Genomic DNA, 22,734 nt, shown 5'->3' on the forward strand with positions numbered 1-22,734 from the left:
GCGAGTTGCGTTATTTCGGTTTCATGGTGATTCCATGAAAACGAAAAACGCTCTAGCACGTTCCGGCGTTTGACCGGAACGGCCAAACGCCCAGGGTGTCAGACCTGCCTCAGTGCGGGGGCAACGGCCGGTTCAGCAAACGCTGCGCGTATCGGATGTTCAAGAAGGCCCCCGGATAAACCGGGGGTGACAGTCCGGGAACAGGCGATCCCGTCAAAGACGCGGTGGCCCAGGCGCGATCCGGCTCAGGCGCCTTTCTCCCAGCCGCCGCGTTCATTCTGCTTCCAGTAGGTCACCGTGTGACCCGCATCCCGCGCGGCGCGGAAACGGTCGCGCGCCGCTGCGACAGCTTCCTCGTCGAGCCCGTTGAACATGTCCAGACAGCGGTCGAAACCGTCCTTGTAGGCGGCATCGCAGCCATCGATCAGCATCAGGACGGTCGCGCCGTTGGGATTCTCTTCCTCGGTCGTCAGCCAGATCGGATGGTCCGACGGTTCCCCGTCACCTTTTGCGCCATGCGGCAGGAACGAGCCCTTGTCCCACGTCCAGAGGTGGTCGTTGAGAGTCGATACCCGCTCAGCCGAGCCGGTCAGGACGACGCAGCGCAGATCGCGCTCCACCACCTTCTCCAGAAGCTCGGGCATGGCCCGTTCAAGCGGCTTCCGGGTCAGGTGATAGAAGGCGACCTCGGTCATCAGCTCTCGTAGTGGCGGCGCACCAGTTCGTCCAGCAGACGCACGCCATAGCCGGTACCGCCCTTCGGCGACGTCGGCTTGGCCGAACCGGACCAGGTCACACCGGCGATGTCGAGATGTGCCCAGGGCACATCGTTGACGAACCGCTGCAGGAACTGCGCGGCCGTGATCGAGCCCGCACCGCGCGCGTTGCCGATGTTGCGCATGTCCGCGATCTCGGACTTCAGCTTCTTGTCGTAGTTCTTGTGCAGCGGGAAGCGCCAGAGTTTCTCGTTCACCGCCTCACCGGCTTCCGATAGCCGTTCCGACAGCTTGTCGTTGTTCGAGAACATGCCGGCGTATTCGTCGCCCAGTGCGATGATGATCGCGCCGGTCAGGGTGGCCAGGTTGATCATGAACTCCGGCTTGAAGCGGTCCTGCGTGTACCAGAGCGCATCGCACAGCACGAGGCGGCCTTCGGCGTCGGTGTTCAGGACCTCGATGGTCTGACCGGACATGGACGTGACCACGTCGCCCGGACGCTGCGCGTTGCCGTCGGGCATGTTCTCGACCAGGCCGACAACGCCGATGGCGTTCACCTTGGCCTTTCGACCGGCCAGCGCAGCCATCGTGCCGATCACCGCGGCGGAACCGCCCATGTCCCACTTCATGTCTTCCATGCCCGCGGCGGGCTTCAGCGAGATGCCGCCGGTGTCGAAAGTGACGCCCTTGCCGATGAACGCAACCGGCTTGTCCTTCTTCGCCGCGCCGTTCCACTGCATCACGACCAGCCGGCTTTCGCGTTCCGAACCCTGACCGACGCCCAGCAGCGAACCCATGCCCAGCTTCTTCATCTGGGCCTCGCCCAGCACCTCGACCTTCACACCCAGCTTGGTCAGTTCCTGGCAGCGTTCCGCCAGCGACGCCGGGTACAGCACGTTGGGCGGCTCGCTGACCAGATCGCGCGTCAGGAAGACACCGTCCGCAACGGCCTCCAGCTTGTCGTAGGCGTCGCGCGCCGCAGCGGCGGAGCGTGCACCGACCGCCAGGCTCTCCAGCGACGGCTTGTCATCGTCCTTCAGCTTGGTGTGATACTTGTCGAACCGGTAGCTCGCCAGTTTGGCCCCGACCGCGATGTGCGCCTGAGCCGCTCCACGCGAGATCTTGCCCTTCGCGCCGAGATCCTCGGCATCGATGATGACCTTGGCCTGCTTGACGCCGGTGTTGGCGACGGCGTTGAACGCCCGGCCGCCGATCTGTTCCAGATCATGTTCCGACAATGACTTCGGGTCGCCCAGACCCAGAAGGACAATGCGATCGAGCCGGGTGCCGCGCGGGGCCAGCAGGTTGGCGCTCTGACCGCTGTTGCCGTTGAAGCGACTGGACCGGATGACCTGGCGGATCGCACCTTCGGTCTTCTCGTCGAGCGTCTTTGCCGCCGGGGTCAGCTTGCCGTCCTTGGCAACCCCCACGACAACCGCACCGCGTCCGGGAATGCTGATACCCGCAATCGAAATATCCATCGGTAACCGTCCTATCGAAACAATCTGTGGATGTTTTATCGCAAGCTTTGCTGTGACACGCAAACACCGACTGGCCGCGCCCTGCAAAGGTGTGATCGCGCACGACCGGAAGTCGCTTTCCCAAGCCGCACGCGCCGCTATACTCCGCCGCCATGGGTCAGCTTGTCGCCTACATCGTCCGGACCGCCGCAGGTCCCTGTCTGTTCGTCACCATGGTGCTGACCGGTATCATCTGGATCGTGCAGGCCCTGCGCTTCGTCGACGAGATCATCAACTACGACATGTCGACGGGTGCGTTCCTCTACATCTCGTTTCTGCTGCTGCCGCAGCTGCTGCCGGTGACCATGCCCATCGGGCTGTTCTGCGGCATGCTGTATGCGTACTGGCGGCTGTCCGCGGACAGCGAACTGGTGGTGATGCGCGCAGCCGGTCTGAGCCGCATCTCGGTCGCGAAGCCGGGCCTGTTGCTGGGCGGCATCTGTGCGGTCTTCGTCGCCTCCATGACCTTCTATTTCATGCCGCTCGCGAACTCGACGATGCGCGACACCCGGTTTGCGTGGAAATACATCTATTCGACCATCGTCCTGCGTGAGGGCGCGTTCACCCCGCTGAAGGACAATCTGACGGTCTATGTCAGCGAACGCCGGCCGGGCGGTGAACTGCACGGACTGCTGATCCACGACGACCGCGACCCCGGCAAGGCCGTCAGCATGATGGCCGAGCAGGGCACGATGATCCGGTCCGACGAAGGCCCGAAGATCCTGCTGCTGAACGGCAACCGTCAGGAGCGCGATCTGAAGACGGGCGATGTCAGCCTGCTGTATTTCGACCGCTACAATCTGGAGACCGACGTCTTCAGCGCGGGCACGCCGATCCGGCGGCAGAAGATCGAGGAACGCAATGTCGCCGAACTGTTCACCACATCGAGCGATGATGTCGGTGCCGCGCAGATCTCGAAATACCGCGCGGAAGGCCACCGCAGAATTGCGCTGCCTCTTCTGACGATCGCCTTCGCGCTGGTGGCCGTCGCGACCGTCCTGTCGGGTGAGTTCGACCGGCGCGGATCCTGGAAGCGGCTGTGGCTCGGCTGTATCGGCGCGGGCGTGCTGCAGGGGGCCGTGCTCGGCCTGTTGCAGGCGGCGTCCACCGAACCGATCCTGATCTTCGTGCTGTATCTGGTGCTCTTCGGCGCGATGGGCATCTGTGTCTATCTGATTAGATCGGGTGCGGGACTGCGCTCGGTTCCGGCATCGACCGCCGAGGCCGCTGGCTAGCAATGGCGCAGTCCTCGACAACACTGAACCTCTACCTGATCCGGCACTTTCTGGTTGGCATCGGAATCGTGCTCGCCCTGCTCGGCCTGGTGATGTTCACCGCGGAAACCGTCGAGCATCTCAGGCGCGCGGGCAACAATGATGATGTCGGCTTCGGGCTGGTGCTTCAGCTGTCGCTCTACAAGCTGCCGTCGGTGCTGGGCAAGCTCTGGCCGTTCGTGGCCCTGTTCGGCGCAATGCTGGCCCTCACGCGTCTGGCCCGGTCCAGCGAACTTGTGGTGGCCCGGGCCTCGGGCGTCTCGGTCTGGCAGATCCTCGGACCGCTGGTGATAGCCGCCCTGTTGCTTGGCGCGTTTCTGGTGACCGCCTTCAATCCGCTGGCCGCCGCGCTGACCAGCCGCTACGAGCAGATGTTCAATGCCAGCTTCAAAGGCCAGACCAGCGAGATCACGGTGTCGGCCAACACCGGGCTGTGGCTGCGCGAGCGGGCCGCGGACGGTCATCAGGTCGTCTATGCGCGCACCGTTGCCGACAGCGGCACCGTGCTCCAGAACGCGACCTTCTTCACGTTTGCCGACGGCAACCGGTTCCTGCGCCGCATCGATACCCGTGAAGCCGTGCTGACCAAGGGGGCCTGGCGGCTGACCGACGCGACGGTGACCGCGCCGGACGTCCCGCCCGAGCGGTTTCCGGTCCTTTCGGTTCCGACCAGCCTGACGCTTGCACAGATCGTCGACAGCCTTGCCGCGCCGGACACGCTGTCGTTCTGGCAACTGCCGGGCTTCATCAAACTGCTGGAGCGATCCGGCTTCAACGGCCTGGCACACAGGCTGCACTGGCATTCTTTGCTGGCCTTACCCCTGCTTCTTGCGGCAATGGTACTGCTGGCCGCCACATTTTGCCTGCGCATCTCGGAGCGCAAGGGCGGCACGGGCTGGGTATTCTTTCTGGGGGCGATGTCGGGGTTTGGCATTTTCTTCATTACAGATGTGGTCGAGGCTTTCGGTTCGGCGGGCAAGCTGCCGGTCGTTCTGGCTGCATGGACACCTGCAGCCGTCACCAGCATGTGTGCGGTCGCCGCGATGTTCCACCTGGAGGATGGCTGACCCATGCGCGCGCGCCTGAAGTGGCTGCTGGTCTGCGGGGCCGTCGCCTGGCTGTGGTCTGCCGCGGCGGGCGCGCAGGAAGACCTGCCGGTCGAACTGACGGCCGACGAGATGATCTATGAACAGGAACTGGACATCGTCACGGCGCGGGGTTCCGTCGAGATCGTGCAGGGCGAGCGCATCCTGTTCGCCGACACGGTGAGCTACAACCAGCGCGACGATGTGGTGACGGCCAGCGGCAACGTCGTTCTGCAGGAACCGACCGGCGATGTCCTGTTCTCGGACTACGTCGAACTGTCCGATGGCTTCAAGCAGGGCATCGTACGCGAGCTTCGTATCCGCCTGTCCAATAACGCGCGGCTTTCGGCCCGCAACGCCCGCCGCGAAGGCGAAGACCGCACGATCCTGGAAAAGGCCGTCTTTACCCGGTGCGAGGAATGCGAGGACGGCAGCGATCGGGCACCGATCTGGCAGATCAAGGCACGGCGGGTAACCCGTGATCTGGAAAAGGAGATCGTCGAGTATGACGACGCGACGGTCGAACTGTTCGGCGTGCCCGTGCTCTACACGCCGTACTTCTTCCACCCCGACCCGACTGTCGAGCGGAAAAGCGGACTGCTGGCCCCCGTGTTCGGCGCGTCGGGGGAACTGGGCGCGCAGTACACCCAGCCGGTTTATCTGGTGATCGACGAAAGCTCAGACCTGACGCTGTCGCCGCGCGTGACGAGCAAGGAAGGCGTCGTGCTGGCTGCCGAATACCGCCAGCAGTTCCTGACCGGACTGTGGGAAAGTGATGGCTCGATCACCTATGTGGACAAGATCGACGCCAACAACATCGATACCGGCGACAACCAGTTCCGCGGGCATTTCCGGACCAAGGGCGATTTCAGGCTGAACCCGCAGTTCGACTGGGGCTTCAACATCTTCCGCACCAGCGATGACACCTACCTGCGCCGCTATGACATCCGCGGCGGAACCCTGCTGCAGTCGACCGCCTATCTGACCGGTTTCAACGGCCGTCATTTCGCCGGGATCGAGGGCTTCTCGTTCCAGGACCTGAGCGACGGTGCGAAGGAGGGCGAGATTCCCATCGTGCTGCCGCTCGCATCGTTCAAGGCGAGCGGCGAACCGGCGCTGATCGGCGGGCGCGTGGATGTCGGCCTCAGCGGCGTCGCGCTGCAGCGCACCGGCGGGCGCGACACGCGCCGCATGTCCTTCAACGGCACCTGGGAACGGCAGTTTGTCGATGGGTTGGGCGGACTGACGACAACGGGGCTTCACCTCCAGGCGGACGGCTACAGCGTGTCGGAATCACAGGACACCGATCCGACAGCGTCACTGGACGATTACTTCGAAGGCCGCGTCTGGCCGATGGCCACGCTCGACTGGCGGCTGCCGCTGGTACGCAGCGGCGAACGCGTCCAGCAGTTCATCGAACCGCGGGTTCAGTTCATCGCCTCACCGGCGGGCGGCAATCCCAACGACATCCCCAACGAGGATTCCCAGAGCTTCGAATTCACCGACGCGAACCTGTTCTCGCGCAACAGGTTCACCGGCCACGACCGGATCGAAAGCGGCTCACGCGTGAACTACGGGCTGACGGCGTCGCTGCTGGGCGAGCGCGGCGGCTCCAGCGAGTTCGTCATCGGCCAGTCCTACCGCTTCAACGAAACCTCGGCCTTCGGCAACAACACCGGCCTGGAAAGCAACCTGTCGGACGTCGTCGGTCGGATCAGCATCAGCCCGACCACGAACTTCAGCTATACCTTCCGCTATCGCATCGACATCGACGGTTTCCAGCTCGACCGCCACGAGCACAACTTCCGCTACACCGGCGAGATTTTCGACGTCGATCTGGGCTATATCTCGCTGCCGCAGATCAACAATGGCATCGCCGCGGGCAACACCGACGAGCTGACCTTCGAGGGATCGGCCAGGATCGCCAGACACTGGCAGGTGCTGGGCGGCTATCGCGGCAACCTGAATGGCGGCGATGCAGTGCGGATCGAGGCCGGCCTGCGCTATCTGGACGAATGTTTCGACTTCCAGTTCGGCGGCGTGCGCGACTTCACGGCAGACCGTGACGCCGAGGCCACGACATCCTTCTTCGTCCGCTTCCGGCTGAAGGGCCTGAACTGACCCCCGGCGGTTACTCGGCGGCCTGAACCTGTGCCAGGCCGGTCGGCATGCTGCCGTTGATGATGTAGGCCAGCGCGGCCACGACCTGTTCCGGTTGGCGGGCGACGGCGTTGGCACCGCCATCCACTTCCTTCAACGCGTGATCGTGCTGCTCGGGGTGCAGTGTGATGTAGGGCGTTCCGATGGCCGCGGCGAACCCCGCATCGAAGGCGGCGTTCCACTGCTTGTACTTCTCGCCGAACCGTACGACCAACAGATCGGCTTCGCGGATCAGGGTCTGCGTCCGCATCGCGTTTAACTGAGCCCCCTTGCGGTCATGCCAGAACTTGTCGGCCTCGGCACCGAAGATGGCGACGCCGCAATCGTCTGAATCCTCGTGGATCGTGACGGGGGCCGTCAGATCGACGGGCAGGCCTGCCGCCGCCACACCGGACTGAATCCGTTCACGCCAGTCCGAATGAATTTCACCCGAAAGATAGACATTCCAACGCCGCTCGCTCATCACCATGCTCCCTGCCAGTTCGCGCCAAGGTATATCGTGTCGCCCCGCACATCGCAAAGGGCGCGGTCGGGAAGACATCGAAGGAGGCCACATGACCGACGCACCGACACACCGCCACTACAAGGGCGGGCTCTACACCTGGATCGGCGAAGCGCTGCATTCAGAGACCGAGGAACCGCTGACCGTGTACCGCAGCGCCGACGGACGCCTGTGGTGCCGTCCGGCCGCCATGTTCCACGACACCTTGCCCGATGGAAGACCGCGCTTCGCAAAACTGTGACGCGCCCCTTCAATTCCGTCGACGGGCAAGCGTCACACAGTGTGCCTCCGCGTAGGACACACATGGCGTTATCATATTGATATGACTAGAAGAAAAGCCCCAAGATGGCTCCCCGGGTAGGACTCGAACCTACGACCGAGCGATTAACAGTCGCTTGCTCTACCAACTGAGCTACCGAGGACCAGTCTTGGGCGGAGGGCGGAATAGCAAAGCCTGACCGGCAAGGCCAGCGAAAAATCATTCGACACCGGTCGATTTCGGAACCGGCTCATTCTTTGCTTTCTGCCGATCTGGACAAGTGACCAGGAGGGACAGGGACCATGATGAGATTCATTTCGGCATTCGCCGTTGCATTGTTGCTGGCGACGGGTGCCGCCTACGCACAGCAGGACACCAAGGCGAAACCGGCCGGCGCAGAGACGACGGATGCGGTGCCTGCCGAAGGCGCATCCGCAGAAACCCTTTCCTGCGAGTGCGATACCGAGGTGAACGCGCTGTTCGTCACCATTCTGGACAATATCCGCAAGGCCGAGGCCGTCGGCGTCCTGCCGCTGGAACGCTACCGGTTCTACCGTCTGGCGCTGCGCGGCATCGACCAGCTGGTGGACAGGTACCCGCGGTCCTGGATTGCGGTCCGCATTCTGGCCGATCAGCCGATCGGCAATTTCTACTACGGCTCCCTGAAGCGGCGGTTCCGCCTGGCCGCAGTCGAGGCCTGCGGTGCCGAGAAGAACGCGCCAGAGGATTGCCGCACGGTCCTTTCCGAGCATCTGCAGACCATCGTCGTCGAACTGCGTACGGTCGAGACCCGGGTGGTTCAGGTTCAGGAACTGATCACCCGGCTGGAAGCCTCGTTCAACGGCCAGGTGGATCGCATTGCCGCGCTGAGCACCGAAGTGGGCAGCCTGCGCGCGCAGCTGGCTTCGGGCGAGCAGGAAAAGGCGGACCTGAATGCGACCATCGCCGAAATACAGGCCCTGGCCGACCGGTTCCAGCGCAACCTTCGCAATGCCGCGACGAAGCGGCGCGAGGCGGAGGTCGAACGCGACCAGCTTCAGGCACTTCTGGAGAGCGAGAAGCAGCGCGGTGAAGACCTCTCGACCCAGCTGGTCGCGGCGAAGGCTGCACTGGAAGGCAAGTCGGGCGGTGTCGACCGTGCCGAGATGGGCCGTCTGCAGGGACAGCTGCTGGCGGCAACCAACCGCATCAACCGGCTGGAAGGCCAGTTGGCGAAGGCCAACGAGCGGGCCGCCGCGCTGAGCGAGCGCGAAGACGTCAAGATCATCGACTACCGCACGGATTTCCTCGCCAGGATCAACGAGCTTGGCGGCGTCGCCGGGGAGAACGAAATCCAGGGCGAGCGGATCGTCTTCAGTTCCGAAGTGCTGTTCGACGTCGGCAAGGCCACGCTGCGCGCCGCAGGCAAGAAGCGCCTGGATGCGTTCGCCGCCGCCGTGAAACAGGCCGCGCCCGAGATTCCCGCCGACGTGAACTGGGCGCTGCAGATCGACGGCCACACCGACATTCGCCCGATCAGCACCGCGCAGTTTCCGTCCAACTGGGAACTCTCCATCGCCCGGGCGATTTCGGTCGTGCACTATCTGAACAGCAAGGGCATTCCCTACGAGAGGCTGGTCGCCGCGGCCCACGCGGAATTCCATCCGCGCGATCGCGGCACTACGGAAGCGGCCTATCAGAAGAATCGCCGCGTCGAGGTCCGTTTCCTGGAACAGTGACGCGCACGGCGGGCAAACGCACATCGGCCTCCGGTCTGAAAAACCGGGGGCCGACTGCGTCTGGTCTGGATCGTGTTTGGAGGCGCGGGCCGGAATCGAACCGGCGTACACGGATTTGCAGTCCGCTGCGTCACCACTCCGCCACCGCGCCGTTCCAATCGAGTGGGCGGGCTGCGGTATAGGCTGCGGCACCGGGGGCGGTCAAGCCAGATCGGCGAACAGCCCGGATTCAGATACAAACTGACAAGTGACCCTGATTGCGTGGCGGCACGCGGCACCGTATAACCGCCCTGAATGCTTGAGAATCCGTGATGATGTGCTGTCAGGCCGTCATCGCCATCGCGACGGGATAGAATGCTGATGTCGGCAAATCTGGATTACGCGGCCGCGCGCTCGGCCATGGTCAACAGCCAGCTGCGGCCCAACAAGCTGCTGGACGAGGAACTGGCCGATGCGCTGGGTGCGGTGCCCCGGGAACTGTTCGTACCGAAGGAACTGCGCGGCATTGCCTACGTCGACGAGGATATCGCAATCGGCAACGGGCGTTATCTGCTGGAGCCGCTGGTCCTGACCCGCATGTTGCAGGCCGCCGAGATCGAACCCGATGACATGGTGCTGGATGTCGCGTGTGTCACCGGCTATGCGGCGGCGGTCATGTCGTCTTTCTCGGGGACCGTGGTGGCGCTGGAATCCGACCCGGACCTGGTGGCGACCGCCACCCAGATACTGGCCGACATGGACATCACGAATGTCGCCGTCATCGAAGGCGACCTGCGTGAAGGGCTGGCCGATCAGGGCCCCTATGACGTGATCCTGATCGAAGGGGCGGTTGCCGAGGTCCCTCCGGCCCTGCTGGATCAGCTTGCCGAGGGAGGCCGGCTGGTGGCCGTGCTGCGTGACGGGGATGTCGGGGTCGCGAACCTGTTCACGCGCAAGGGTGCGATCGGCCGGCGGCCGCTGTTCGACGCCGCAACGCCGATGCTTCCCGGTTTCGAGAAGAAAAAGGGTTTTGTGTTTTGAGCACCGGCGAACTGCCACTGCAGGTCAGCGTTGCGGAAGCCGCGGCCATGCGCGACGCGGGCGCGGCCATCGTCGATGTGCGTGAGCCCTGGGAGTACGAACAGGGCCATATCGAGGGCGCGGTGCTGATCCCGCTGCAGACCCTGCCCGGTCGCCTGGACGATGTGCCCGGCGACCGGCCTGTTATCATCAACTGCCATCATGGCGGGCGCAGCATGCAGGCGGTTCAGTTCCTGCGCGCCCAGGGCCATGCCAACGTGACAAATCTTGAAGGAGGCATTGATCGATGGTCGCTCGACATCGACTCATCCATCGCCCGCTACTGACCGCCGCGGCGGCACTTGCGTTCGGCCTGCTGGGTTCGCCCGCGGCCGATGCGGAAACCCTGCGGGATGCGTTGAGCGCGGCTTACGCCTCCAACCCCACCATTCAGGCGGAACGGGCCAACCTTCGCGCCAACGATGAAAACGTCAACCAGGCCAACGCGGGATGGAAGCCGACGGTGATCGTGACCGGCGATGCCGGCATCCAGTTCACCGACCAGCAGAACGGCGTCATCGCACAGACCGACACGCGCTATCCGTCCAACGCCACGCTGAATTTCACGCAACCGCTCTATCGCGGCGGCTCGACCACCGCCCAGATCGAGTCCGCCGAGGCGCTGGTCCGTGCGGGCCGCGAGAATCTGCGATCGACCGAGCAGGATATCCTGCTGGACGTGGTGACGGTCTATCTGGACGTGCTGCAGAATTTCGCCGTCGTGCAGCTGAACCTGAACAACGAGACCCGGCTGGAGCGTCAGCTTGAAGCCGCGCAGGATCGCTTCGAAGTCGGCGAGATCACCCGCACCGATGTCTCGCAGGCCGAGGCCGCGCTGGCCCGTGCCGCCGCCGACCGCGCGCAGGCCGAGGGCAATCTGATCGCGGCCAGGGCTTCCTATGCGCGCGTCGTCGGCAACCGGCCCGGACAGCTGGAGCCGCCGCCGCCCTTGCCGAAACTCCCCAGTTCGGAAGAGGCGGCGCTTTCGGTTGCACAGAACGAAAACCCGGACCTGCAGGCCGCCGTCCGAAACGCCGAATCCGCGAAATCGGATATTCGTGCCACTTCTGGACAGCTGCTGCCGCAGGTCGATTTCGAGACACTGGCCAGCCATTCCCGCGATGGCGGGCAGCCCGGCGACGAGGCCACGAACCTGCGCGTGCGCGGTGTCGTAACCGTGCCGATCTACCAGGGCGGCGCGGTCTACAGCGGCGTGCGTCAGCAGCGCGACGTCTACAATCAGCGCGAACTTCAGGTCCTGGAGACGCAGCGGCTGGTGAACGAAGGCGTCACCCAGTCCTGGGAAGCGCTGGAGACCGCCCGTGCGCGTATCGAGGCCGGACGCGCGGAGGTCCGCGCCAACGAGATCGCGCTGGAAGGCGTCATCCAGGAGGCCCAGGTCGGATCGCGCACCACGCTGGACGTGCTGGACGCCGAACAGGACCTGCTGGATTCGCAGGTCGCGCTGGTTCAGGCCGAACGCGATGAGTATGTCGCCGCCTTCCAGTTGCTGGACGCGATCGGCCGTCTCAGCGTGCAGACGCTGGATCTGGACGTGGATGTCTATGATCCGGACGAGCACTACAAGGAAACGCGGACCAAGTGGTACGGCACGGGCGGAGGACTGGACTGATCCTTCATGCTGCGTTAACCAAAACTTAGCGCACCCGTGACACTTTTGACCCGCTGGACGCGTGCGCGGCCAGTGACTGACCTTTGACACGGAACCGGCATGAGCGACGCAAACGCCCAGAGCGAACCGACCATGGAGGAAATTCTCTCCTCCATCCGGCGTATCATCTCAGAAGACGAGGACGTTCCGCAGAACGAGCCTGAGGAAAAGGCCGCGCCGGAACCGGAAAGCGTCGACGAAATCCTTGAGCCCGAACCCGAGGCCAGCGCGGCACCGGAACCCGAACAGGAACCCGAACAGGAAGCCGATCCGGAGCCTGAACCCGAGCCGGAGCCGGAACCGCTGCCCGAACCCGAAGACGATGACGTGCTGGAACTGGACCAGCTCATCGAGGACGACGGATCGGTCACCGACCTGTCCGGCGGCGAGGGCGACGACGATTTCGCGCTCGAAGACATTCCGGAACCCGCCCCTGCCTATCAGCCCGAACCGGCCCCCATGCCCGCGATGGACATGAACCGGCTGATCTCGGATCACGCGGCGGCAGATGCTTCGGCGTCCCTGGCCGCACTGGCGCAGACCGTCTCGGCGCAACGCGACATCTCGGTGCCGACCCACCGCACGCTGGAAGACATCACCAAGGAACTGCTGCGGCCGATGCTGAAGGACTGGCTGGACACCAACCTGCCCGCCATCGTGCAGCGCATCGTCGAACGCGAGATCGCGAAACTGGCCGGCGAGGTCGACGACAACAAGCGCTAGGGCGGAAACAGTCTGAATGGAACCATTCAGACTGTTTTCAAGAATGGCAACTACCTGTGCGAGTTGCGTTATTTCGATTTGATGGTGATTCCATGAAATCGAAAAACGCCCCAGGTTGCTGCGCTTCGATCCGGCCTCTACGGCCTCATCGGGTACGCTGCCCGGCAGGGATCTGCACGGTTCGCATTGGCGCCCGAATTCGCACGCAAGACTTTCCGCCCGATGTTCTAAGGTCGCGGTGAATACCTTTTCCCGAGGCGCGCCCGTTGGACCCCGTATCGTCAGATCCAGAGATTGAGGCAAGGCCGATGCCGCGCAAGCCCCTGCGCTGGCTGCTGCTGTTTCTGGGATGGGTCTGCGTCGGACTTGGGATTGCCGGCATTATCCTGCCCGGACTCCCCGGCGTGCCTTTCCTGCTGCTGGCCGCCTGGGCATTTTCGCGATCCAGCAAGCGCTTTCACGACTGGCTGATGGCGCATCCCCGACTGGGCACACCGGTACGTGCCTGGCAACGGTATCGCGCCGTGCCGAGGACTGCCAAGATCGCGGCAGTTGTGGTGATGAGCGGCAGCTTCGGCCTGCTGCTGTGGATGCGCGGACCTGAATCGCCCCTGCCCTGGATTGCGGGTGGCACAATGGCGATCGTGGCCATCTGGCTGGTTTCGCGCCCCGATCTGGAAGAGGTCCGCGCCCTGGAAACCGGCGGAGACGAAACGGCGGGACAGCCCGACCCTTGACCCTCAGGCCCGGTCGCCATACGAAACCGCTCAGAGCGGCGCGCAGCTTCGACGCACCGCATTCAGCTCGTGGACAGGATCATGCTGGACAAAACCTATCGGCCCCAGGAGGTCGAGACGCGGCTTTATCAGGAATGGGAAAAGGGCAGCTTCTTCAAGGCTGGCCTGAACAAGGGCGGCGATCCGTTCACCATCGTGATTCCGCCGCCGAATGTGACCGGCAGCCTGCACATGGGCCACGCGCTGAACAACACGCTGCAGGACATCCTGATCCGCTGGCACCGCATGAAGGGGCGCGACGCGCTGTGGCAGCCCGGCACGGACCACGCCGGTATCGCGACCCAGATGGTGGTCGAACGCCAGCTGGCCGAACAGGGCATCGACCGCCGCGACATGGGGCGCGAGGCTTTCATCGAGAAAGTCTGGGACTGGAAGGAAGAGTCCGGCGGCACCATCACCAACCAGTTGCGCCGTCTGGGCGCGTCCTGCGACTGGAGCCGCGAACGCTTCACCATGGACGAAGGGCTCTCCGCCGCTGTCCGCAGGGTCTTCGTGCGACTGCACAAGGACGGACTGATCTATCGCGACAAGCGGCTGGTCAACTGGGACCCGAAGTTTCTGACCGCAATCTCCGATCTGGAGGTCGAGAACCGCGACGTGCAGGGCAACATGTGGCACTTCCGCTACCCGCTGGAGGACGACCCGAACCGGTTCATCACGGTCGCCACGACACGCCCTGAAACCATGCTGGGCGACACCTGCGTTGCCGTGCATCCCGATGACGAACGCTACACCGGTCTGATCGGCAAGCACGTCATCCTGCCGCTGGTGGGCCGCCGCATTCCCATCGTCGCCGACGAATATGCCGATCCCGAGCAGGGTTCCGGTGCAGTGAAGATCACGCCTGCCCACGACTTCAACGATTTCGAGGTCGGCCGGCGTGTCGGCGCGGAGGCGATCAACATCCTCGACCAGCACGCGCATCTGAACGAGAACGTGCCCGAAGCCTATCGGGGCATGGAACGCTTCGCCGCGCGCGAGAAGGTCATCGCCGATCTGGACGCGCTCGGCCTGCTGGAAAAGGTCGAGGAGATCACCCACACGGTCCCCTACGGCGACCGGTCCGGTGTGGTCATCGAACCGTGGCTGACCGATCAGTGGTATGTCGACGCCGCGACCCTGGCCAGGCCCGCCATCGAGGCGGTCGAGACCGGCAAGATCCAGTTCGTCCCGAAGAACTGGGAGAACACCTATTTCGAGTGGATGCGCAACATCCAGCCCTGGTGCGTCAGCCGTCAGCTCTGGTGGGGTCACCAGATCCCGGCCTGGTACGGCCCGGACGGCACGATCTTCGTCGAGGAAATCGAGGCGGAAGCGCAGGCTGCCGCCGACAGCCATTATGGCGAACCGACTGAACTGACCCGCGAGACGGACGTTCTGGATACCTGGTTCTCGTCCGCGCTGTGGCCGTTCTCGACGCTGGGTTGGCCGGAGGAGACACCGGAACTGGCGCGCTATTACCCGACCGACGTGTTGATCACGGGCTTCGATATCATCTTCTTCTGGGTCGCCCGCATGGTCATGATGGGCATGCACTTCATGAAGGAAGTGCCGTTCCATACCGTCTATATCCACGCGCTGGTCCGCGACGAGCAGGGCCAGAAGATGTCGAAGTCCAAGGGCAACGTGATCGACCCGCTGGAGCTGGTGGACGAGTTCGGGGCCGACGCGCTGCGCTTCACCCTTTGCGCCATGGCGGCGCAGGGCCGCGACATCAAGCTGTCGAAGCAGCGGGTTGCGGGCTATCGCAACTTTGCGACCAAGATCTGGAACGCGGCCCGCTTCTGCGAGATGAACGAGTGTGTTGCGCCCGCCGACTTCGACCCGGCGACGCTCAGGCAGCCCGTGAACCGCTGGATCGCTTCGGAGGCGGCAAAGGCGGTCGCCGCCATCGATCGCGAACTGGGTGCCTATCGCTTCAACGAGGCGGCGAACGCGGTCTACCGCTATACCTGGAACATCTTCTGCGACTGGTATCTGGAATTCGCCAAGCCGGCCTTCATGTCCAACGACCCGGAAACCGCGAAGGAAACCCGCGAGACGGCGGGCTGGGCATTGCAGCAGATCCTGGCGATGCTGCACCCGTTCGCGCCCTATGTGACCGAGGAACTGGCCCAGCGCACCGGGGCCGACAAATCGCTGATGGTGACCGACTGGCCCGCGCTCGACTATTCGGACGAAGCAGCGGAGCGGGCCTTCGCCTTCGTCATCGACGTGATCTCGGAAATCCGTTCCGCGCGCGCCGAAACCAATGTCCCGGCCAAGGCCGAGATGGTGGCCCATTTCCCCGATGCGACCGCGGAACAGAAGGACTGGCTGGACGGCAACTGGGGCATGATCAGCCGGATGGCGCGTCTGAAGGGCTGCGAATTCTCGATGCCCGACGGCGGCGAGGCGGCGGAACTGGTGGTCGACGGCATGCGTGTGGTGCTGCCGCTGGCCGGTGTCATCGACATGGATGCCGAGAAGGCGCGCCTGACCAAGGAACTGAAGAAGCTGGATGGCGAGATCGAGCGCATCGACAAGAAGCTGTCCAACGAGAAGTTCACCGCCCGCGCGCCGGAAGAGGTCGTCGCCCAGGAACGCGAACGCCGCGTCGGATATGTCGAGGCCCAGACCAAGCTGAAGGCGGCGATGGAGCGGCTGGCGGGATAGCGGATGCGCCTTCTCGCTGCCATCGTGGTCCTGTTCTGCGCCTTCCCGGCGCTGGCCGAGCCGGACTGGCAGACGCCGTTCCGGAAATATGTGACATCGACCGCCTACCTGAATGAAGTCGGCCAGCAGATCGCGCGTCTGGAAAAGCGCTTTGCGCCGGGATGCACCGGCACGCTGCGCGGCATGAAGCGCATGGAACTGCGCCTGATCGAACAGCCGTCATTCATTCCCGGCCTGCCGATCCCCCAGGGCGGCCAGTGGCAGGAGCAGATGGAGATCGACCGCTGCGGCAAACCCGTTCTGCACAACGTTCTGGTCACAGCGACCGCAGGTTCGTCCCCGTATATGACGGTTCTCCTGCCGGGCACCTCCAAGGCCAACGGGCGGTTGCAGGTCGACGCGTCGAGTGCCGTGTTCGCCGTCGCGGGCGCGCGCGCGGGCGAAGGCTGCACCGACGGCGCACGCCACATCGTCGATGCCCGTTTTCAGCGCTATCTCGGCAGATCTGCATCCCTGCCCCCACGGGACCGGCTCTGGCGGGAGATCTGGACCGTTGCCGTCTGCGACCGCACCATCCGCGTGCAGGTGGATTTCGCCCCTGACGGCGCGGGCAGCTTCACCCATCAGGTTGACCTGCCCGAAACCGACGGCTGAAGCCGACGGCGAAGCGGAAGGCTTGCCGCGCGCGCGGCTATTCGGCATATTCGCGCCAGTTGAACCCCGGAGCTTCAAGTACATGCCCAACATGACGACACGCTTTCTGACCTGGCGCTTCGGTCGCAAGGTCGGCGAAGACGAGTTCGGCAATCGCTACTACACCGACAAGCGCGACGAAGGCCGCCGCTGGGTGGTCTACAAGGGGATCGAGGAAGGGTCCAAGGTGCCGCCGCTGTGGAGTGCCTGGCTGCACCACACGCTCGACGCGCCACCGTCCGAGGACGGCCCCCAGTATGCCTGGGAAAAGCCGCACGAACCGAATCTGACCGGCACGCCTCACGCGTATCGTCCGCGTGGGCACGTCACGCGCGGCGGCAAGCGCGCGGCGGCGACCGGTGATTATCAGGCATGGTCGCCGGAGGGCTGATGCAACATGGCCAATAACGTCCTCGAAACCGTGATCGGAGCGGTCGTCATTGCGGTCGCTGCGATCTTCGTGATCTTCATGTATCGCACCGCCGACATCGCGCCGTCCGACGGCTACATGCTGCAGGCCAAGTTCAACAGTGTGAACGGCGTCAACACCGGCGCGGATGTGCGCATGAGCGGCATCAAGATCGGGTCTGTCGTCTCGACGGAACTGGAACAACCCAGCCTGCTGGCCGTGGTGAAGATGAACATCCGCGACGGCGTCGGCATTCCCGACGATTCCGCGGTGCGCGTGCTGGCCGACGGGCTGATGGGGGGCACCTTCCTGTCGGTCGAGCCGGGCGGTGGCATCGACAATCTGAAAGCCGGTGACCAGTTCCAGTTTGCCCAGGGGTCCGTCAACCTGATCGATCTGGTCGGCCAGGCGATATATTCCAGCGGCAAGAGCGAATGACCGGCCAGTCCCAGGACTGGCTGTCGGACCGCTATCAGACCAACGCCGGTTTCGTGCCCGTTCTGGGGCAGCCGGTTCTCGAACTGCTTGATCCCCGCCCCGGCGAACGGGTGCTGGATCTGGGATGCGGCGATGGTTTCCTGACTGAAAAACTGGTGGCGGCGGGCTGCGATGTGGTCGGCATCGATGCCGGGGCTGACATGATCCGCGTGGCGCAGTCCAAGGGGCTGAACGCGCATGTCGCCGACGGCCACCATCTGTCGTTCGACGCCGAGTTCGATGCGGTCTTCACCAACGCGGCCCTGCACTGGATGCTGCAGCCGAAGAAGGTGATCGACGGCGTGCGTCGGGCGTTGAAGCCCGGTGGCAGATTCGTGGGCGAATTCGGCGGCCACGGCAATGTCGCGGCCTGCCGGACCGCGATGATCGCCGTGCTGAACGCGCGCGGCATCGACGGTGCCGCGCAATCGCCCTGGTATTTCCCGACACCGGCGGAGTACGGATCGCTGCTGACCAGCGCCGGATTCTCGGTGCATACGGCAGACCTGATCCCGCGCCCGACCCCGTTGCCGACCGACGTCGGCGGCTGGATGGACACGTTCGGCGAAGCGTTCTTCAAGGCCCTGCCGGCTTCGGACCGGGCCGCCGCCAGAAGTGAAGCTGTCGATCTTCTTCGATCCAGCCTGTGTGACAGTGAGGGAAAATGGACCGCGGATTATGTAAGATTGCGTTTCTCGGCTTCCTTGCCTGCCTGACCGGCCCGTTCGCCGCATCGGCACAATCGACGGCGACACCGGGAGCCGACCGGAGCGGCGAAATTGCGGTGCTCCGCGTACTGGACAAGGTATCTGCCCGTCACGTCGATCTGCAGGTTCCCGTGGGTCAGACGGTCGAATTCGCCACCCTTGATATCCGCGTCGATTATTGCCGGTCCCGGCCGCCCGAGGAACGTCCCGAGAGTTTCGTCCTGCTGTCCATCACCGAGCGCGCGCCCGATCGCGAAGACATACAGGTCTTCGATGGCTGGATGCTTGCGTCGCTGCCGTCGCTCAACCCGCTTGAACACCCGGTCTATGACCTCTGGGCCGTGGATTGCCTGATGGAGCAACCGGCAGAGAACGATGACACCGATGGCTGATCAGCCGGAGAACAGCTTTGCTGCCTATCATGCGCTGCTGGATATCTACGGTCGCGAAACCAGCGAAAAGACGCGCCGGGAGATCGAGAACGACATCTGGACCCGGTTCGGTCGGGAGTGCGCCGTTTTCGTGCTCGACATGTCCGGCTTTTCGAGGCTCACCGAAAGTCACGGCGCGGTTCACTACCTGTCGATGGTGCGTCGGATGAATCTGACCCTGACCGATATCGTCCGGCGGAACGATGGCACACTGATCAAGTTCGAGGCCGACAACTGCTTCGCGATCTTTCCCACCATCCGCGACGCCGTGCAGTGTGCGATCTCGGCCAACATGCATTTCGAAGGCACCAACAAGCTGACCTCGGATGCTTTCGACATCGACATCTGCATCGGGATTTCGTTCGGCGAGATCCTGCTGATCGAGGAGCGCGACTTCTTCGGTGACGCCGTCAACCGCGCCGCCCGGCTGGGCGAGGACATTGCCGGCCCCGGCGAGATACTGGTCGACGCCGAGCTGGCCGATCAACTCGTCCGTTTTCGCCACGAACCGGTGGTGCGCGAGACCGGAAAGGGCCGCGTCGACGCGATACGGATCAGCTACTGAAAAAACTGCGACGGGTCAGATGTTCAGCTTCTGGCGAAGCTGGGCCGCCATGTCGGCCAGCCGCGCCTCGGGCACATCGCCGATCACCATGAAACCGTATCCGCCGTCGATCCAGTGGACGATCCCGAGACCGTTGCGCTTCTCGAAAGCCGTATCCAGTTCCGGTTTGCCCGACGCGATGACGCAGAACGATACCGGCTTCTCATCGACGCTCAGATAGGCGATCTGGACCAGGGTCTTGCCGTTGAATTCGAGCACCTGAATCCGCCGGAAATTGAGCTCGCCATCGTTTGTCAGCAGCGGATCGAACGACAGGCCCACCGCCGCATTGGCGAGTTCGAGACCGGCATCGCCGCCCTGATAAGGCGTCAGGGAATCGGTCGTGAAAAGCATCTGATAGTCCGCCACGGCCTGACGCCAGCCGCGCACGGCCTCGCCGATGGTCGGCGGACTGGCCTGACCGGCAGCGGCGATCGGCACCGGCGCGCCCTTGTCTGCCAGGGGATGAAACGGTGCCAGCATGCCCCCGACGAATCCGCCGATCAGCGCGACAAGCACCGCAGCCGCGGCAGCCATGGGCATCCAGCCGGAAGCCGGCACCGAAGCAGCCTGCGGCGTCCGAACGGCGTCGGCAGGCGGCGGCAGAAGCGCACTCAGACGATCCACCGGCGCCTGATCCAGCAATCCGTCCAGCGCTTCGGCGAACGGGCGGTCTCCCGCCCTCAGGAACTCGAGCCGCGACCTTGCTTCATCCGACGCCGACAGCACACGATTGACATCCCGACGCGCCTCCAGCGGCAGTTCGCCGTCCAGATAGGCGACCAGTTGTTCGTCGCTTGGCACCGGAATGTCGGTCGTCGCGTTCATCGGTGCGTCTTATCCTCCTTGGCCCGGTTTTTTGTCCCGGTCCTGTGTGCTCAAGACCGAGAGGGTGGCCCTCACGGCTGAAAGCCTGGACATTATCGTGCCAATCGGAACATCCAGGATGTGCGCGGCCTCACGATATGTGAAGCCTTCGGCGTAAACCAAAAGGACCGCCTGCCGCTGCGCTTCGGGTAGCCTTTCGACCTCCGACAACACGCGCCTGACCATATTATTCGTTTCGAACGCCCCCTCGCCGTCAGCGACCAGAACCAGTTCCGGATCCTCGAATCCCGCCCCGGCGCGCACCTTTTCCGAGCGCAGATGGTTTTTCCAGATGGAGGAGAGAATGGTGAACAGCCATGCGCGAAGATTGCTGCCCGCCTGAAATTGCTGCTGTCTTTCGAGCGCGCGCAGACAGGTCGCCTGTACCAGATCCTCGGCAAGGGTCGGGTTCCGACTGAGGACCAGGGCATACCGCCAGAGACGCGGCAGACATTCCTCGATACCTGATCTCACATTTTCGTGACTGTCGTCGATCATCCCAACGCCGAATAGAGCGGGCCGCTCACTTGTTCAATGTCTGAGCAGCTTAACGGAGGTAGCCCGGCGACACGATCACTTTCGGACGAACATCGGATACGCCCTCTTTCCGATCTGGTCCGTGACAGCTGATCTCACAGCCGGTCGCCACCTCCGAAGACGCGCCTCCATACGGGGTCGGGGGCGTCAGGACCGGCGACATCACCCTCACGCCCGGATGTCGCCGGTCCGATCTGCTCGACAACCGCAGACCCGGGGCAGATGCAGACATTGAGCCGCCAGGGTGGGCATTCATCGGCCGGGCCAATGCCTTGAGCCCACTCTACGGTCGGGGGATCACGGAATCGGTTCCACGTGATCCCCCGGTTCCCCATCGGCGATTTCCTGCACCGATTTTCTGTCTATGATCGGCTCTGACAGCTGAACGAGGGGGAACCGCCATGTCCGACCTGTCCTTCAAGTCCGCCATCGAACTGGCCGCCGATATCCGGGAAGGCCGGATCGGATCGCTGGAGATGCTCAACCATTTCATCGACCGGGTCGAACGGTTCGACAATCAACTGAACGCCGTCGTGGTCCGTGATTTCGAGCGCGCCCGCGCCCGTGCGACCGAAGCCGACGCGGCGCTGGCACGCGGCGAAAGCTGGGGGCCGCTGCACGGCCTGCCGATGACGGTGAAGGAGAGCTTTGACGTGGCCGGGCTTCCCACATGCTGGGGCGTGCCGGAGATGAAGGACCATGTTCCCGAGACCGACGGCGTTGCCATCCAACGGCTGAAGGCCGCCGGCGTCGTGATTTTCGGCAAGACCAACATCCCGTTCATGCTGGCGGACTTCCAGTCCTACAACGCGGTCTACGGCACCACCCACAATCCCTGGAAGCACGGCCACACGCCGGGCGGATCCTCCGGGGGCGGTGCGGCCGCCCTGGCGGCGGGCATGACCACGCTGGAGTACGGCTCGGACATCGGCGGTTCGATCCGCAATCCGGCCCATTACTCGGGCGTGTTCGGTCACAAGCCAACCTGGGGGATCGTGCCGCTGCGCGGGCATTCCCTTAGCGGCGCCCTGTCACCGACGGACCTGTCGTGCATCGGCCCCCTCGCCCGCTCGACCGACGATCTGGAGCTGGCGCTGGATCTGACAGCGGGCGCGGACAGGCCGCATGCCGGGGGATGGAAGCTGGATCTCCAGCCCGGACCGGACTCCGTCAGGGGCCTGAAGGTTGCCCTGTGGCTGGATGATCCGATGTCGGAGGTCGACGAGCGGGTCAAGGCGCGGGTCGCCGCCGCGGCGCAGGCGCTGGCGGATGCCGGTGCCGAGATCGACGACACCGCCAGACCCGCGTTCGACGCGGAAGATTGTCACGGCATATACATGCAGTTGCTGCACGGCGCACTGGCCGGGCGTCAGCCGGACGGCATGTTCGAGGAAACGCTGAAGACGCTGGACGGCCTGTCGGACGATGATCGGAGCGGTCATGCCATGCTGGTGCGGGCACAGACGATGCGCCACCGCACCTGGATCCAGTTGAACGAGGCCCGCACCGCCATGCGCTGGGCGTGGGCGGATTTCTTCGACCGTTATGATGTCCTGCTGTGCCCGACAGCCGCCGTGCCCGCCTTCCCGCATGATGAGTCCGACGACATGAATGCGCGAAAGCTGACGGTGAACGGCCGGCAGGTTCCCTATTTCGATCAGCTGTTCTGGGCCGGCATGATCGGCGTCAGCTACCTGCCCGCGACCATGTATCCCGCCGGACTGACCGACGATGGCCTGCCCGTCGGGGTGCAGATCGTCGGACCGGAACTGGGCGACCGCAGGACGCTGGCCGTGTCACGCATGCTGGAGCAGATCATGGGCGGCTTCCAGGCACCGCCGGGATACGAGTGAACCGCTTCCGCACCGA

The 22,734-nt window shown here is 64.1% G+C and carries 23 protein-coding genes and 2 tRNA genes; 18 read left to right on the plus strand and 7 right to left on the minus strand.

Features of this window, described 5'->3' with window-relative positions; genetic code table 11:
• Positions 1 to 245: 245 nt before the first annotated feature.
• Together ACN0X7_RS19040 and ACN0X7_RS19045 are read right to left on the minus strand one after the other, a co-directional pair.
• Complete coding sequence (locus ACN0X7_RS19040) at positions 246 to 695, minus strand: DNA polymerase III subunit chi (RefSeq protein WP_417520059.1); 450 nt, start codon at positions 693 to 695, stop codon at positions 246 to 248.
• The gene (locus ACN0X7_RS19045) at positions 695 to 2,197 is read right to left on the minus strand and encodes a leucyl aminopeptidase (RefSeq protein WP_417520060.1); all 1,503 of its coding nucleotides are present in this window, start codon (positions 2,195 to 2,197) and stop codon (positions 695 to 697) included. The genes ACN0X7_RS19040 and ACN0X7_RS19045 overlap by 1 nt, the downstream gene beginning before the upstream one ends.
• A 152-nt stretch (positions 2,198 to 2,349) precedes the next feature.
• On the opposite strand from ACN0X7_RS19045, the gene lptF reads away from it, so the two are divergent.
• Genes lptF through ACN0X7_RS19060 form a run of 3 tightly spaced genes read left to right on the plus strand, consistent with a single transcriptional unit; the run spans position 2,350 to position 6,716 of the window.
• Positions 2,350 to 3,471, plus strand: coding sequence for an LPS export ABC transporter permease LptF (gene lptF / locus ACN0X7_RS19050; protein ID WP_417520061.1), 1,122 nt, complete (start codon positions 2,350 to 2,352; stop codon positions 3,469 to 3,471).
• 2 nt (positions 3,472 to 3,473) lie between these two features.
• A complete protein-coding gene (gene lptG, locus ACN0X7_RS19055) occupies positions 3,474 to 4,577 on the plus strand; it encodes an LPS export ABC transporter permease LptG (RefSeq protein WP_417520062.1) in 1,104 nt (367 codons plus the stop codon).
• 3 nt (positions 4,578 to 4,580) lie between these two features.
• Positions 4,581 to 6,716, plus strand: coding sequence for an LPS-assembly protein LptD (locus ACN0X7_RS19060; RefSeq protein WP_417520063.1), 2,136 nt, complete (start codon positions 4,581 to 4,583; stop codon positions 6,714 to 6,716).
• A gap of 10 nt (positions 6,717 to 6,726) precedes the next feature.
• On the opposite strand, the gene ACN0X7_RS19065 is transcribed toward ACN0X7_RS19060, so the two are convergent.
• Entirely contained in the window at positions 6,727 to 7,218 is a 492-nt protein-coding gene (locus ACN0X7_RS19065; RefSeq protein WP_417520064.1) for a YtoQ family protein, read from the minus strand.
• Positions 7,219 to 7,309: 91 nt separating this feature from the next.
• Here ACN0X7_RS19065 and ACN0X7_RS19070 point away from each other — a divergent pair, with 91 nt between their 5' ends.
• On the plus strand, positions 7,310 to 7,498 hold the full coding sequence (locus ACN0X7_RS19070; RefSeq protein WP_417520065.1) for a DUF1653 domain-containing protein: 189 nt from the start codon (positions 7,310 to 7,312) through the stop codon (positions 7,496 to 7,498).
• A 105-nt stretch (positions 7,499 to 7,603) separates the two neighbouring features.
• Here ACN0X7_RS19070 and ACN0X7_RS19075 read toward each other — a convergent pair.
• A tRNA-Asn gene (locus ACN0X7_RS19075) sits at positions 7,604 to 7,679 on the minus strand.
• Positions 7,680 to 7,818: 139 nt separating this feature from the next.
• Here ACN0X7_RS19075 and ACN0X7_RS19080 point away from each other — a divergent pair.
• A complete protein-coding gene (locus tag ACN0X7_RS19080; protein WP_417520066.1) occupies positions 7,819 to 9,234 on the plus strand; it encodes an OmpA family protein in 1,416 nt (471 codons plus the stop codon).
• Positions 9,235 to 9,311: 77 nt separating this feature from the next.
• Here ACN0X7_RS19080 and ACN0X7_RS19085 read toward each other — a convergent pair.
• Positions 9,312 to 9,385: transfer RNA gene (locus ACN0X7_RS19085), tRNA-Cys, on the minus strand.
• 209 nt (positions 9,386 to 9,594) lie between these two features.
• Between ACN0X7_RS19085 and ACN0X7_RS19090 the strand changes: the two genes are divergently transcribed.
• The 12 genes from ACN0X7_RS19090 (at position 9,595) to ACN0X7_RS19145 (ending at position 19,422) form a co-directional block, all read left to right on the plus strand.
• The gene (locus tag ACN0X7_RS19090; RefSeq protein WP_417520067.1) at positions 9,595 to 10,254 is read left to right on the plus strand and encodes a protein-L-isoaspartate O-methyltransferase family protein; all 660 of its coding nucleotides are present in this window, start codon (positions 9,595 to 9,597) and stop codon (positions 10,252 to 10,254) included.
• On the plus strand, positions 10,251 to 10,580 hold the full coding sequence (locus ACN0X7_RS19095; protein ID WP_417520068.1) for a rhodanese-like domain-containing protein: 330 nt from the start codon (positions 10,251 to 10,253) through the stop codon (positions 10,578 to 10,580). Before ACN0X7_RS19090 ends, ACN0X7_RS19095 begins: the two co-directional genes overlap by 4 nt.
• A complete protein-coding gene (locus ACN0X7_RS19100) occupies positions 10,541 to 11,926 on the plus strand; it encodes a TolC family outer membrane protein (RefSeq protein WP_417520069.1) in 1,386 nt (461 codons plus the stop codon). The genes ACN0X7_RS19095 and ACN0X7_RS19100 overlap by 40 nt, the downstream gene beginning before the upstream one ends.
• A 99-nt stretch (positions 11,927 to 12,025) precedes the next feature.
• A complete protein-coding gene (locus tag ACN0X7_RS19105) occupies positions 12,026 to 12,688 on the plus strand; it encodes a DUF2497 domain-containing protein (protein ID WP_417520070.1) in 663 nt (220 codons plus the stop codon).
• 308 nt (positions 12,689 to 12,996) lie between these two features.
• Positions 12,997 to 13,425 carry a YbaN family protein gene (locus tag ACN0X7_RS19110; protein WP_417520071.1) on the plus strand — a complete coding sequence of 143 codons (429 nt, stop codon included), beginning with the start codon at positions 12,997 to 12,999 and terminating at the stop codon, positions 13,423 to 13,425.
• 81 nt (positions 13,426 to 13,506) lie between these two features.
• On the plus strand, positions 13,507 to 16,140 hold the full coding sequence (locus tag ACN0X7_RS19115) for a valine--tRNA ligase (RefSeq protein WP_417520072.1): 2,634 nt from the start codon (positions 13,507 to 13,509) through the stop codon (positions 16,138 to 16,140).
• Between the two features lie 3 nt (positions 16,141 to 16,143).
• On the plus strand, positions 16,144 to 16,794 hold the full coding sequence (locus tag ACN0X7_RS19120; RefSeq protein WP_417520073.1) for a hypothetical protein: 651 nt from the start codon (positions 16,144 to 16,146) through the stop codon (positions 16,792 to 16,794).
• An 82-nt stretch (positions 16,795 to 16,876) separates the two neighbouring features.
• Complete coding sequence (locus tag ACN0X7_RS19125; protein ID WP_417520074.1) at positions 16,877 to 17,224, plus strand: NADH:ubiquinone oxidoreductase subunit NDUFA12; 348 nt, start codon at positions 16,877 to 16,879, stop codon at positions 17,222 to 17,224.
• 6 nt (positions 17,225 to 17,230) lie between these two features.
• On the plus strand, positions 17,231 to 17,680 hold the full coding sequence (locus ACN0X7_RS19130; RefSeq protein WP_417520075.1) for an outer membrane lipid asymmetry maintenance protein MlaD: 450 nt from the start codon (positions 17,231 to 17,233) through the stop codon (positions 17,678 to 17,680).
• A complete protein-coding gene (locus ACN0X7_RS19135) occupies positions 17,677 to 18,435 on the plus strand; it encodes a class I SAM-dependent methyltransferase (protein ID WP_417520076.1) in 759 nt (252 codons plus the stop codon). The genes ACN0X7_RS19130 and ACN0X7_RS19135 overlap by 4 nt, the downstream gene beginning before the upstream one ends.
• 68 nt (positions 18,436 to 18,503) lie before the next feature.
• Entirely contained in the window at positions 18,504 to 18,818 is a 315-nt protein-coding gene (locus ACN0X7_RS19140) for a DUF2155 domain-containing protein (RefSeq protein ID WP_417520077.1), read from the plus strand.
• Positions 18,811 to 19,422, plus strand: a complete 612-nt coding sequence (locus ACN0X7_RS19145) for an adenylate/guanylate cyclase domain-containing protein (protein ID WP_417520078.1) — start codon at positions 18,811 to 18,813, stop codon at positions 19,420 to 19,422. The genes ACN0X7_RS19140 and ACN0X7_RS19145 overlap by 8 nt, the downstream gene beginning before the upstream one ends.
• A gap of 15 nt (positions 19,423 to 19,437) precedes the next feature.
• On the opposite strand, the gene ACN0X7_RS19150 is transcribed toward ACN0X7_RS19145, so the two are convergent.
• Together ACN0X7_RS19150 and ACN0X7_RS19155 are read right to left on the minus strand one after the other, a co-directional pair.
• Positions 19,438 to 20,289, minus strand: a complete 852-nt coding sequence (locus ACN0X7_RS19150; RefSeq protein ID WP_417520079.1) for an anti-sigma factor family protein — start codon at positions 20,287 to 20,289, stop codon at positions 19,438 to 19,440.
• A 9-nt stretch (positions 20,290 to 20,298) separates the two neighbouring features.
• Positions 20,299 to 20,826, minus strand: coding sequence for an RNA polymerase sigma factor (locus ACN0X7_RS19155; RefSeq protein WP_417520080.1), 528 nt, complete (start codon positions 20,824 to 20,826; stop codon positions 20,299 to 20,301).
• Positions 20,827 to 21,266: 440 nt separating this feature from the next.
• Between ACN0X7_RS19155 and ACN0X7_RS19160 the strand changes: the two genes are divergently transcribed.
• Positions 21,267 to 22,718 carry an amidase gene (locus tag ACN0X7_RS19160; RefSeq protein ID WP_417520081.1) on the plus strand — a complete coding sequence of 484 codons (1,452 nt, stop codon included), beginning with the start codon at positions 21,267 to 21,269 and terminating at the stop codon, positions 22,716 to 22,718.
• Positions 22,719 to 22,734 lie beyond the last annotated feature (16 nt).

Source organism: Minwuia sp. (assembly GCF_048263705.1).
Taxonomy (GTDB): domain Bacteria; phylum Pseudomonadota; class Alphaproteobacteria; order Minwuiales; family Minwuiaceae; genus Minwuia.

What these genes read in the sequence shown, in the direction of transcription:
- ACN0X7_RS19070 (WP_417520065.1), top strand. Translation starts at nt 7,310, where the DNA reads ATGACCGACGCACCGACACACCGCCACTACAAGGGCGGGCTCTACACC.
- ACN0X7_RS19120 (WP_417520073.1), top strand. Translation starts at nt 16,144, where the DNA reads ATGCGCCTTCTCGCTGCCATCGTGGTCCTGTTCTGCGCCTTCCCGGCG.
- ACN0X7_RS19145 (WP_417520078.1), top strand. Translation starts at nt 18,811, where the DNA reads ATGGCTGATCAGCCGGAGAACAGCTTTGCTGCCTATCATGCGCTGCTG.
- ACN0X7_RS19135 (WP_417520076.1), top strand. Translation starts at nt 17,677, where the DNA reads ATGACCGGCCAGTCCCAGGACTGGCTGTCGGACCGCTATCAGACCAAC.
- ACN0X7_RS19080 (WP_417520066.1), top strand. Translation starts at nt 7,819, where the DNA reads ATGATGAGATTCATTTCGGCATTCGCCGTTGCATTGTTGCTGGCGACG.
- lptG (WP_417520062.1), top strand. Translation starts at nt 3,474, where the DNA reads ATGGCGCAGTCCTCGACAACACTGAACCTCTACCTGATCCGGCACTTT.
- ACN0X7_RS19040 (WP_417520059.1), bottom strand. Translation starts at nt 695, where the DNA reads ATGACCGAGGTCGCCTTCTATCACCTGACCCGGAAGCCGCTTGAACGG.
- ACN0X7_RS19155 (WP_417520080.1), bottom strand. Translation starts at nt 20,826, where the DNA reads ATGATCGACGACAGTCACGAAAATGTGAGATCAGGTATCGAGGAATGT.
- ACN0X7_RS19150 (WP_417520079.1), bottom strand. Translation starts at nt 20,289, where the DNA reads ATGAACGCGACGACCGACATTCCGGTGCCAAGCGACGAACAACTGGTC.
- ACN0X7_RS19065 (WP_417520064.1), bottom strand. Translation starts at nt 7,218, where the DNA reads ATGAGCGAGCGGCGTTGGAATGTCTATCTTTCGGGTGAAATTCATTCG.
- lptF (WP_417520061.1), top strand. Translation starts at nt 2,350, where the DNA reads ATGGGTCAGCTTGTCGCCTACATCGTCCGGACCGCCGCAGGTCCCTGT.
- ACN0X7_RS19045 (WP_417520060.1), bottom strand. Translation starts at nt 2,197, where the DNA reads ATGGATATTTCGATTGCGGGTATCAGCATTCCCGGACGCGGTGCGGTT.
- ACN0X7_RS19105 (WP_417520070.1), top strand. Translation starts at nt 12,026, where the DNA reads ATGAGCGACGCAAACGCCCAGAGCGAACCGACCATGGAGGAAATTCTC.
- ACN0X7_RS19110 (WP_417520071.1), top strand. Translation starts at nt 12,997, where the DNA reads ATGCCGCGCAAGCCCCTGCGCTGGCTGCTGCTGTTTCTGGGATGGGTC.
- ACN0X7_RS19160 (WP_417520081.1), top strand. Translation starts at nt 21,267, where the DNA reads ATGTCCGACCTGTCCTTCAAGTCCGCCATCGAACTGGCCGCCGATATC.
- ACN0X7_RS19115 (WP_417520072.1), top strand. Translation starts at nt 13,507, where the DNA reads ATGCTGGACAAAACCTATCGGCCCCAGGAGGTCGAGACGCGGCTTTAT.
- ACN0X7_RS19130 (WP_417520075.1), top strand. Translation starts at nt 17,231, where the DNA reads ATGGCCAATAACGTCCTCGAAACCGTGATCGGAGCGGTCGTCATTGCG.
- ACN0X7_RS19090 (WP_417520067.1), top strand. Translation starts at nt 9,595, where the DNA reads ATGTCGGCAAATCTGGATTACGCGGCCGCGCGCTCGGCCATGGTCAAC.
- ACN0X7_RS19100 (WP_417520069.1), top strand. Translation starts at nt 10,541, where the DNA reads ATGGTCGCTCGACATCGACTCATCCATCGCCCGCTACTGACCGCCGCG.
- ACN0X7_RS19060 (WP_417520063.1), top strand. Translation starts at nt 4,581, where the DNA reads ATGCGCGCGCGCCTGAAGTGGCTGCTGGTCTGCGGGGCCGTCGCCTGG.
- ACN0X7_RS19125 (WP_417520074.1), top strand. Translation starts at nt 16,877, where the DNA reads ATGCCCAACATGACGACACGCTTTCTGACCTGGCGCTTCGGTCGCAAG.